Raw genomic sequence first — 10,835 nt, 5'->3', positions numbered from 1 at the left:
CCGGCGCTCGACCCCGGCAAGAACCTCGACCCGCATCGCCCTGATCCGATGACCTTAACGCCAGCATTAAGGTCAGACGTCGGGCACGAGGCCCCGTCTCACAAGGCGGCTCTCACCGGAGGCGTACGCCTGATCTTACCGGGGTGAACGCGATCTGATGGCTATTTTGCGCCAAGGTCCATAACAGTTATTGGCACAGCCTCAGGCCGTCCTTTTGTCTTGTTGCATGATCCCTGAGTGAACGTAGGTTGATTTTGAGGGGAGCCACGGTTCAGTAGTCTAGCTGAACTAAATAGAACGGGAATGACCCACAACGAGGATGGTGTGAACGGTCCTGGCAGATTGTTTTGGTCATTCCCAACCCAAAACTCTTTATCTTTCGTGGCCTGGAATGTCAGGCAACCAATCAACAACTGTTATACGACCGCTCAGAGACCTTGATGCAGATCGGTGCTATAATCTGGCAATGCACCTCCACACTGTCATGGTTCGGCTCAAGAACGGCTCGCCAGATCATTCTGAGGAGCCTACGCCCATCCTTGCGCCTGCTCTCATCCAGTGCGAACAGCTATGGAAGGATCGGGGCAGGAGCAGATCGTGGCCTCAGGTTCAGTGGACGTTCGTAAAGGAAGTCGTCGAACAACTGTTATATGCCAGGATCGAACCGGAGCCGGAACATTACGGTAATGGTCTTTTGAATCCTAGTGGTGCCATCCGTGCTCAATCGATACAACTGTTATCATGCAGCTTCGTGGATGGTCCGTTACCGACCATCTCAGCCCATGCCACGTTCCAGATGAGCTTCGACAGGGCGTTTGCAGACACGGGCGAACTCTATGACTGGATGGAAGAGACCGATTGGCTGGACCATGCCCTACGCTTCGGCTTCCGCTTACAGGATGGTGGCGAGTGGGACGCGACCTACGATCACGCGGGCATAGATTTCGAAATCGTCACGCCCTGATGCTTGCTTCGTATAACTGTTGTGCAGTCTCGACTAGACGATCATTCCAGGCAAGGCGGTTGAACCATTCCTCAGGGACAGCCGAAACACCGTAGGCCGCACCCGCAATCTGCCCGGTCACCGCTCCTACCGTATCCGCATCGTCGCCCAAGTTCACTCCGAGCAGGACGGCATCCCTGAACGTGGTCGTCTCGGATACGCACCAAAGGGCCGCTTCAAGGGTATGGATCACGTAGCCTGAGGACCGGATCGCGGATCTTGCCTTGTCTCGATAGGATCCGTTCATGGCCGTCTGAACCCCAAGACAGAACGGCCCATAGGATGCTGAGAGCACGTCCCTGAGAGGCTTTCCGGCGATGAGGGAGGCCAGCACCAGCGCCAAGGCATCACAGGCGTCCACGGCCTCATCAGCACCGTGCGTCGTGTAGCTCTGACGCCGACTCACGTCACTCAGACGTTCGGGGTCGTTCCAGTAGCGTAGGACCACCGGAGCAAGCCGCATTATGGAACCATTTCCCGCGGTCCTGGCACTTGTTGGACCGGCCAGGGGATCATCGGTGCGCCGGAAGTGCTCCAAGGCATCCCGGGTCGTCGTGCCGATATCGAAGCACCCGCCCGTGCAGGAGTTCTCGCCGGCCTGATACCACCGGCAGAACCGCTCCATCAGATCCCGTTCGTTCAGGCCATCGCAAGCTATGAGCGAATCGCCCAGACAGAGAGCCATGGACGTGTCGTCAGTCCACTGTCCGGGCAGCAGATCGAACGGGCCGCCTCCCACCATGTCGAAGACCGGTGGCTTCGCGTCCCTAGCCTCAAACTCAAGCGTGGTTCCTAGGGCGTCACCAACCGCAAGGCCGACGAAGGCGCCAAGGGCACGGTTGCGGATCGTTTCGGACATTCAGAAGGGCCTTGTGCTCGCATAGGGGCTTTACGGATAGCCGGCCCTTCAAACAGCCCTTCGGATCCCCGAACCTTCTGAGCGAGAGGACTGATTCGATCCTTGCAGCAGCCGGTAGACCGATGCCCTCCCGACGTTAAGCTCCTTAGCGATGGCCGTGGCACCCATACCCTGTGCGGCCAGTGCCCTGATCCGTTCAACGTCGATTGTGGGCTTCCTGCCTTTGTAGACGCCCTCGACCTTGGCCTTCGCGATACCCTCAAGCTGACGCTCACGCCGAATGGCCGTTTCGAACTCGGCAAAAACTCCAAGCATCTGCAAAAAGCACCGTCCGGCTGCCGTGGACGTATCGATGGGCTGCTCAATCACGTGTAGCGAGATACCCTTCGCCTCAAGCCGCTGAACGATAGAGGCAAGATCCGCCACCGATCTGGCAAGGCGGTCAATCCGTGTAACAGTTATGGAGTCTCCGGCCCTCGCGAACTGTATGATTGTTTCCAGTTCACTCCGGCCTTCGAGCTTCGTGCCCGTCACCTTCTCGGACCGGATTACGTCGCAACCTGAGGCTTCCAACGCCTCTTGCTGAATCACCAAACTCTGAGATGATGCACTCACGCGAGCGTAACCGTAGATAGCCATAGGCGGAGTATCTGTCTCGGATGGTTCTAGACCCGCCCACCTTAGCGTCTCGCAATCCCGACAGCAACCCATACGAGACATCATTCGATGGTGCGGGCTGTCTCGCGCCGTTGTCTCGCTCGGGTTTACTTCAGCGAGGCAGTCAGCACGCGGCATGAACCTGAATAAGAAGTTGTAGGCAACCTCACCGCGAACTCACAATGCAAAGTTGAGATCGAGCCCACTTAGGAGCCTTTCCGTGGATCCAATCAGCACCGCATTGATGCGGGAGTTTGTCACTCTGAATGGCCTTGATGAACTCGACGAAGCTAAACAGTTTGAGCACTTTTCAACGTTCGCGGTTATATCTTCTAGGTTCAGCGATGACTTCGATACAGAAGATTTAGTGACCGGTGGGATATCAGATCTCGGCATTGATGCCTTTGCAGTTATAGTTAATGGACGCATTATTGATGATGCCGATGGGGTAACTGATCTTCTTGACCTCAACGGTTATTTAGATGTTGAGTTCGTCTTCATTCAGGCCAAAAGAAGTTCTCATTTCGAGGGATCGGCGCTCCTCGCCCTCGGAGACAACTTGCGCAACGCGATCTTCAACGATGAGCCTGGGCTCCCTGTAAGTGATGATATCAAGCGACTGATAGAGATAAGGAGGCGAGTTTACGACTCTGCGGCCCGCCTGAGGGGCAATCCTGAGTGCCGAATATTCTATGTCACTACAGGCCACTGGAACAATGACGAATATTTAGTGTCCATCATTAATCGAAAAACTCGCGACTTAATGGAAACAAACCTTTTCAAAGACGTTAAATACACGCCGGTAGGTGCGCAGCAACTCCACGAACTATACAGAGATACAAAGAGCAGCGTGAGTCGCGAGATTACATTTGGAAGATTTGTCGTTCTGCCAGCGATCAATAATGTTCGCGCCTCATATCTCGGAGTCCTCCCTGCAACAGAATACATAAAGTTAATCACAGATGAGGACGGTAATATATTAAAGTCTGTTTTTATTGATAATGTACGAGACTTTCAAGGCGAGAATCCGGTGAATATTGGCATCACCAATACTATCACAGGTGGTTCTGTCGACCAGTTTGCGCTAAGGAATAACGGCGTTACGATCGTGTCGCGTCAGATTTCAACAACCGGAGACGTGTTTACGCTACGTGACTATCAGGTGGTAAATGGATGTCAGACAAGCCACGTGCTGTACGCGCAACAACAGAGCCTCACCGCTTCCCTGCTTATACCGGTTAAACTGATACATACCGATGACGAAGAAATAACGCAGGAGGTTATTAAATCGACCAACAGACAAACACCGATCGATGAGAACGATCTACTTGCTCTCACGCAGTTTCAGAGAAACTTGGAAGACTATTACGGCGGATTCCCCAAGGAGCAGAGGCTATATTACGAGAGACGCTCAAAACAATACGCGGGTCAGATAGATGTTGAGAAGTCACGTATTGTGCCCGTGGGAATGCAGCTTAAGTATTTCGCTTCTATGTTTCTCGATGCGGCATACCAAGCGGGTCGCTATCAAGGAACACTCCTTGCCTCTGTCAGGGACCGTGTATTCAAAAGCGAACATCGCCCAGAGCCATACTACACGGCTTCATTAGCCTTCTATCGGTTCGATTCTCTGTTGAAAAAACTTGTTGGCGAAGAACGTAAACTCCGATCTTTCAAGTTCCATCTCCTGAATGCCTTCAGGTATCGATATGAGTTGTCTGCGCTCCCGCCAGTCGGCGATAGACGGATTGCAGCATATTGTGCGCACTTAAATGAAATCTTGTGGGATCAGGAACGTTGCCGGACGGCATTCGAAGTCTGTGCGGATATCATACGGAAGTCTGCGGCGAGTCGCTCTATTCCTCTTGTTCGCGATGCCGCTAAGACAAGGGATCTATCCGAAGAAGTGAAGGCAAGGGCGATGGCCGAAAATCCGCGCAACGTTGTAAACACATAAAGGAAATCCTTCTTATGATGCCCGTTCAATCGTATCGGGAAAATCGGATCGGCGTTCCGCTACTGTCGATCCGCCATCACTCTCTCGCCATGCTCTAAGGCTTGAAGGTCAGCCTATTTGTCATTTGGCACCGTTACCTAAGCCGCAACCAGCCGAGTCACTAATCCCCTATGTCCGCACTGACCGTCATGTTTATCCGTCACGCAGAGAAGCCGGGTGGTTCGTTCCCCGGCGATGGAACCACGGCAAACGGAACCGCGGACGATAAATCGCTTGTGATCCGCGGATGGCAAAGGGCCGGGGCTTGGGCGGCACTGTTCGGATCCGACCTGTGCAGCGCCGACTACCCGAGGCCGAACGTCGTCTACGCGGCCAAGCCCGAGCCCGTGTTCAAGAAGGCCAAGTTCAGCCACCGACCGTTTGAGACCGCGACGCCTCTAGCCGAACGCCTACAACTACCCCTCAGAGCGAACTATGGGGTCTCGCAGGAGCACGAACTGGCGGATGAGATACGGAGCCTTACCGGGGTCGTCATCGTCTTCTGGGAGCACAAGGCCATCGTCACGGACCTGATCCCGGCTCTCAAGGGCTCTCAGACCATCCCCGGCGTTCCGACCAAGTGGGACTCGGATCGCTTCGACGTGGCTCTACGGTTCGAAAGGGTTGTGCCTGACGCGCCCTGGTCGTTCCGCCAACTATCCCCACGTCTGATGGGTGGGGACAGCGATGCACCGTTCTCGCAGGTCGAAGGTTAGGATCAAGGGCATCAGCTGACGATCTGTTACGGCTTCACACCGACCCTAGATCGTCGGCTGATGCTCAATTCGATAAGTGACTCGACGCTCGCCCGATTGTCCTGGGAGCATAGAATCAGCGGTCGTTAGGTGTGTCCTGTCCTCGCAAACTGGTCACAATCTGGCACACCAACCCCAAAAAACGCTTCCAATTTCGGCTTCCCGACCATCGCTGACTATGGTAGCCTATGTCGTCCTAAGGCGCTGAAATGAAATGGTTTTCTGATTGAAGGAGGGTGGTCGGCGGATCGTTGGGTGAGCATGTACGCTGCGATACTAGGTCCACACTAGGCAATCGCGCTGCGCTACGACCAGAGCGAGAACGACGCCCCGACGGTTCTGGCCAAGGGGGCGGACCTGATCGCCCTCCGCATCCGCGAGATCGCCGAGAAGCACCGGATCGAGGTCGTCGTCGACAAGGCGCTCACCCGGGCGATGTACGACCATGTCGAGGTCAACCAGGCGATCCCGGCGGAATTCTACCGGGCGGTGGCGAACCTGCTGGTCTACGTGATGACGCGCAAGCGCCGCTGACCGGCGCGGCGGCGCGGCCGCGTCGTTGACCGGTCGGCCCGTCCCGACCGGCAGAGGCCGCGGACCCTGGCAGATCCGTGGCGCGGCGTTTCAGGCCGCGCAGTCCGACGTCCGGCCCGGGGCGGTCTTGGCGCGGTCTTGGCGCGGTCTCGGGGCGCCGCGCGTCCGGGATCCTGGAGCGGCCTCAGGCCGCCCGGACGTGGGCCTCCAGGCGCTTCGCCTCCCGGCGGAACCGGTGCAGCACGAACTCGGTGTAGCCGTTCGGCTGGCCGGCGCCCTCGAAGACCAGGGCCTCGGCGGCGCGGAAGGCCGGCCCGTCGAAGCCCGGGGCCATCGGCCGGTAGGCCCGGTCGCCGGCGTTCTGGCGATCGACGACCTCGGCCATGCGCCGCAGGGCCGCGGCGACCTCGTCGCGGTCCACGATCCCGTGGCGCAGCCAGTTGGCGATGTGCTGGCTGGAGATCCGCAGGGTGGCGCGGTCCTCCATCAGCCCGACCTCGTGGATGTCCGGCACCTTGGAGCAGCCGACGCCCTGGTCGACCCAGCGGACCACGTAGCCCAGGATCCCCTGGCAATTGTTGTCGAGCTCCTCCCGCACCGCCTCCGGCGCGAACGCGCCCTCGGCGAGGGGCAGGGTCAGCATGGCGGCGCGGGTCGCGGGCGCCCGGCCGGCGAGCGCCGCCTGGCGGGCGCGGACATCCACCTGATGGTAGTGGAGCGCGTGGAGCGTCGCGGCGGTCGGCGACGGCACCCAGGCGGTGTTGGCGCCCGCCTCCGGGTGGGCGCCCTTGGCGTCGAGCATCGCCGCCATCCGGTCGGGGGCGGCCCACATGCCCTTGCCGATCTGCGCGTGGCCGGGCAGGCCGCAGGCGAGGCCGGCATCGACGTTGCCGTCCTCGTAGGCCTTGATCCAGGCGGTCGCCTTCATGGCGTCCTTGCGGACCACGGGGCCAGCCTCCAGCGAGGTGTGGATCTCGTCGCCGGTCCGGTCGAGGAAGCCGGTGTTGATGAAGAACAGCCGGTCCGACGCCGCGGCGATCGCCGCCTTGAGGTTCAGCGTCGTGCGCCGCTCCTCGTCCATGACGCCGATCTTGAGCGTCCGCGGCGCGAGGCCGACCAGCGCCTCGACCCGCCCGAACAGCGCCACCGCGAAGGCGACCTCGTCGGGACCGTGCAGCTTGGGCTTGACCATGTAGACCGAGCCGGTCCGGCTGTTGCGGAGCGGACCGGTGCCCTTCAGGTCGTGCAGGGCGATCAGCGCGGTGACGGCCGCGTCGAGGATCGTCTCCGGGATCTCGGCGCCGTCGAGGGTCACGGCGTCGGTGTACATGTGGTGGCCGACATGCCGGACCAGCATCAGCGACCGGCCCGGCAGGGTCAGGCGCCCGCCGTCGGGAGCCGTGAAGGTCCGGTCCTCGGCGAGCCGCCGCTCGACCGTGCGGCCGCCCTTGGACAGGGTGGCGGTCAGATCACCGCGCATCAGGCCGAGCCAGCTCCGGTAGACCGCGACCTTGTCGGCCGAGTCCACGGCCGCCACCGAATCCTCCATGTCCATGATGGTCGAGAGGGCGGCCTCCAGCACCACGTCGGCGATGCCGGCCGGGTCGGTGCGGCCGATCGGGCTCGCGCGGTCGATGACGACCTCGATGTGCAGGCCGTTGTGGCGCAGCAGGAGCGTGGTCGGCGCCGCGGCGTCGCCGGTGTAGCCCGCGAAGGCGGACGATCCGGTCAGACCGGCGCTGCGGCCGGCGCCGAGATCGGCGGCGAGGCGGCCGTCCGTCACCGAGAAGCCCACGGCATCCGCCCAGGAGCCGACGCTGAGCGGCGCGGTCGCGTCGAGGAACGCCTTGGTCCTGGCCACGACGGCGGCGCCGCGGGCCGGGTTGAACCCGACGCCGGGCGCGAGCTCGCCGTCCTGCGGGATCGCGTCGGTGCCGTAGAGGGCGTCGTAGAGGCTGCCCCAGCGGGCATTGGCGGCGTTGAGCGCGTAGCGGGCGTTGGAGATCGGCACCACGAGCTGCGGCCCGGCGATGGCGGCGATCTCCGCGTCCACGTTCTCGGTGGTCACCCGCACGGTCTCGGGCTCCGGCTGCAGGTAGCCGATCCGCGTCAGGTAGGCCGCGTAGGCCGCCGGGTCGTGCGGCTCTCCGCGATGGTCGCGGTGCCAGGAATCGATGTCGGCCTGGAGGCCGTCGCGCCGGTCGAGCAGCGTCCGGTTGTGCGGTGCGAGATCGCGGACGATCGCGGCGAAGTCCGACCAGAACTGGTCGGCCGAGAGGCCGGTCCCGGGCAGCGCTTCCTCGGAGAGGAAGGTGCGGAGATCCTCGGCGACGACGAGCTTCGACATGGCGATCCTCGAAGATGCGTGGCGACGCGCGTCAGAAAAAAATCGAACGCGCCGTGAAAAATTTTTGATGTCCCCTCGATAGATCGCTTGGCATCCGCGAGAAAGGCGGCAAAAGGGATTTGATTTTTTCCGCAGCGTTGAGAATGCACGACCAGAGCGACCTAGAGATCTTCGCCCGGGTGGTCCGCACCGGCAGCCTCACCCAGGCCGGGTCGGAGCTCGGCCTGTCGGTCGCGGTGGTGTCGAAGCGGCTGAAGCGGCTGGAGGAACGGCTCGCCGTGCGCCTGCTGCATCGCACCACGCGGCGGGTGGCGCCCACGGATGTCGGCGCGGCCTTCTTCGAGCGGATCGCGCCGATCGTCGACGCCATCGCGGAGGCCGAGAGCCTCGTGTCGCAGACGGCGACGCGGGCGCGGGGGACGCTCCGGGTCACGGCGCCGAGCTCCTTCGGGCGCCTGCACATCGTCCCGCACCTGCGGGCCTTCTTCGCCCTCCATCCCGGCATCGTGCTCAACTTGGAGCTGAGCGACGATTTCGAGTCGATCGTCGAGCGCGGCTACGACCTCGCGATCCGGGTCGGCGCGCTGGAGAGTTCCGGGCTGACGGCGGTGCGCCTCGCGCCGGTGCAGCGGGTCCTCTGCGCGCGGCCGAGCTACCTCGACGCGGCCGGGCGGCCGCGGAGCCTCGACGACCTGCGCGGCCATGTCTGCCTCGCCACCGAGAACCAGAATCCCTGGCGGCTGGTCGGGCCGGAGGGCCCCTGCACGGTCAGCGCGTCGGGGCCGCTGCGCACCCATTCCAACGAGGTGGTGCGCGAGGCCGTGATCGGCGGCCTCGGGATCGCGCTGCGCTCCACCTGGGACGTGCACGCGGAGCTGCGCGACGGCCTGCTGGAGGTGGTGCTGCCGGCCTACGCGGCGGCGGCCTCGGCCGGCATCTTCGCGGTCTACCCGAGCCGGGCCTTCGTGCCGGCCAAGACCCGGGCCTTCATCGCGTTCCTCAAGCAGACCTACCGGTCGAGCGGGGCCTGGGCAGACGGGTGAGGCCCGCGCTGCGGCGTCTCGCTCCTGCAGAGAGGGAGCACACGATTGGCGTCTTATACCCTCTCCGATCGATGACTGCGGGACCGCCGTCCTTGCGAGCAGCGCGAAGCGACCCGGGGAAGCGCCGCGCTTACCGATCGCGCGCCGCCCTGGGTCGCTTCGCTGCACTCGCGATGACGGAGAGGGGCGCGTCGACCGAACGGGTCAGCTGGCGACCGATCCGCCCTCAGGCCCGCGCGAAGTCCGGATCCGTCCGCGCCAGCATCCGCTTGAACGCCGCCCACTCGTTGTCGGGCGCCCCCTGGACCACGACGCGGTCGTAGCCGGCGGCGTACTGCCCGGCGGTCTTGGTGGCGACGGCGGAGGAGGGCCGGATCACCGGCGCGCCCGCCGCCTGGATCGCCAGCTGCGCCCGGCACGAGCGCTCCATGTTGTGCATCAGCCGGAACGCCTCGCCGACCGTGCGCCCGCAGGTCAGCAGCCCGTGATTGCGCAGCACCATCACGGGCTTGTCGCCGAGATCGGCCACCAGCCGCTGCCGCTCGTCGAGGTCGAGGGCGATGCCCTCGTAGGCGTGGTAGGCGACGCGCCCCGTGAACTGCATCGACCACTGGTTCAGGGGCAGCAGCCCCTCCTCCTGGCAGGAGACCGCCACGCCCGCGACCGTGTGGGTGTGCAGCACGCAGATCGCGTCGTGGCGCGCGGCGTGGATGGCGCTGTGGATCGTGAACCCGGCCGGGTTGATGCCGAGCCCCATCGGATCCTCCAGCACCTTCCCGTCGATGTCGACGGTGACGAGGTTCTCCGGCGTCACCTCCTCGAAGCGCATCCCGTAGGGGTTGATCAGGAACCGGTGCCCGGCGCCCGGCAGCCGGGCCGAGATGTGGGTGTAGATGCTGTCGTCGAGGCCGAGCCGATGGATCAGCCGGTAGGCGGCCGCGAGGTCGACGCGCATCGCGCGGATCGCGGCGTGATCGGCGGGGGCCGCATCCCGGTCCGCGACGGTCGACTGTGTGGCTGCGCTCATGCGACGGCTCCCTGGCGGCCGGCCCTGTCGGCTCCCGGGATCGCCGCCCGGCGCAGGCGGTCCCGCGATTCCGGAGGCGGTCCGGGACGGGGACCGGGCCCGGGAATCGCCGCCAGGGTGCACCACGGCGCGCGGCCCGGCAATGCACCGGGCCGCGCGTGGTTGGGCGCGGCCGACTCGGGGGGCGAGCGCCGGTGGCGCGGGGCCGCCCCCGCCGTCGACGGTCTCGCCCCGGTCGGGCGCGCTTCTAGAAGCGCTGATCGGTGCGGCCGGGGTTGGGGCCGCGGCCGTGATAGGACGCCATGCACAGGTGCCAGATCTGCGAACCGAGGTCGTAGAGGCTGAGGTTGTTCGGGTTGGGATAGCTGAAGATCTGGGCCCGCGCCTGCTCGCGGCAGGCGGCGTCCTGCGGGCTCTGGATGGGCGGCTCCGGCACGGATTGCGCCGCCGCCCCCGTGGTCAGGGCAATCGCGGTCGCGAAGGCAATCAGCGGGAGGCGCATCGTCACAGGTCTCCGAATACGGCGCCGCGGCGGCCGCTGTCCGGCCGGCCGCGGATCTGGGAAGTGGTATGTGGGGCCGGCGGCGCTCCGGGCGAGACCGTCCGGAGCGCCG

General features: G+C 63.2%; 9 protein-coding genes and 1 pseudogene. 5 read left to right on the top strand and 5 right to left on the bottom strand.

From position 1 onward, the window contains the following. Positions 1-466: 466 nt before the first annotated feature. Entirely contained in the window at positions 467-964 is a 498-nt protein-coding gene (locus ACLBYE_RS27180) for a hypothetical protein (RefSeq protein ID WP_447696550.1), read from the top strand. Here ACLBYE_RS27180 and ACLBYE_RS27175 read toward each other — a convergent pair. Continuing rightward, positions 954-1,862 carry an ADP-ribosylglycohydrolase family protein gene (locus tag ACLBYE_RS27175; RefSeq protein WP_447696549.1) on the bottom strand — a complete coding sequence of 303 codons (909 nt, stop codon included), beginning with the start codon at positions 1,860-1,862 and terminating at the stop codon, positions 954-956. The genes ACLBYE_RS27180 and ACLBYE_RS27175 overlap by 11 nt on opposite strands. Positions 1,863-1,910: 48 nt before the next feature. Next, positions 1,911-2,501: a recombinase family protein gene (locus tag ACLBYE_RS27170; RefSeq protein ID WP_447696548.1), complete on the bottom strand. Its 591-nt coding sequence runs from the start codon at positions 2,499-2,501 to the stop codon at positions 1,911-1,913. Positions 2,502-2,739: 238 nt separating this feature from the next. Here ACLBYE_RS27170 and ACLBYE_RS27165 point away from each other — a divergent pair, with 238 nt between their 5' ends. The 3 genes and pseudogenes from ACLBYE_RS27165 to ACLBYE_RS27155 form a co-directional block, all read left to right on the top strand. After that, positions 2,740-4,476: an AIPR family protein gene (locus ACLBYE_RS27165; protein ID WP_447696547.1), complete on the top strand. Its 1,737-nt coding sequence runs from the start codon at positions 2,740-2,742 to the stop codon at positions 4,474-4,476. A gap of 170 nt (positions 4,477-4,646) precedes the next feature. Then, positions 4,647-5,231, top strand: coding sequence for a histidine phosphatase family protein (locus ACLBYE_RS27160; protein ID WP_447696546.1), 585 nt, complete (start codon positions 4,647-4,649; stop codon positions 5,229-5,231). 330 nt (positions 5,232-5,561) lie between these two features. Beyond that, positions 5,562-5,804, top strand: a pseudogene (locus ACLBYE_RS27155) (EscU/YscU/HrcU family type III secretion system export apparatus switch protein); the annotation flags it as partial. A gap of 184 nt (positions 5,805-5,988) precedes the next feature. Here the strand turns inward: ACLBYE_RS27155 and ACLBYE_RS27150 are convergent. Next, positions 5,989-8,151 carry a malate synthase G gene (locus ACLBYE_RS27150; protein WP_447696545.1) on the bottom strand — a complete coding sequence of 721 codons (2,163 nt, stop codon included), beginning with the start codon at positions 8,149-8,151 and terminating at the stop codon, positions 5,989-5,991. 143 nt (positions 8,152-8,294) lie between these two features. On the opposite strand from ACLBYE_RS27150, the gene ACLBYE_RS27145 reads away from it, so the two are divergent. Then, on the top strand, positions 8,295-9,194 hold the full coding sequence (locus tag ACLBYE_RS27145) for a LysR family transcriptional regulator (RefSeq protein ID WP_447696544.1): 900 nt from the start codon (positions 8,295-8,297) through the stop codon (positions 9,192-9,194). Positions 9,195-9,420: 226 nt separating this feature from the next. On the opposite strand, the gene ACLBYE_RS27140 is transcribed toward ACLBYE_RS27145, so the two are convergent. Then, positions 9,421-10,221, bottom strand: a complete 801-nt coding sequence (locus tag ACLBYE_RS27140; protein WP_447696543.1) for a class II aldolase/adducin family protein — start codon at positions 10,219-10,221, stop codon at positions 9,421-9,423. A gap of 247 nt (positions 10,222-10,468) precedes the next feature. After that, positions 10,469-10,723 carry a hypothetical protein gene (locus ACLBYE_RS27135; RefSeq protein ID WP_042670699.1) on the bottom strand — a complete coding sequence of 85 codons (255 nt, stop codon included), beginning with the start codon at positions 10,721-10,723 and terminating at the stop codon, positions 10,469-10,471. Between the last annotated feature and the right edge of the window lie 112 nt (positions 10,724-10,835).

It is taken from the genome of Methylobacterium sp. A52T, assembly GCF_053346095.1.
Note: the sequence above shows the minus strand (reverse complement) of the source record. Positions and strands in the feature narration are given on the sequence as shown.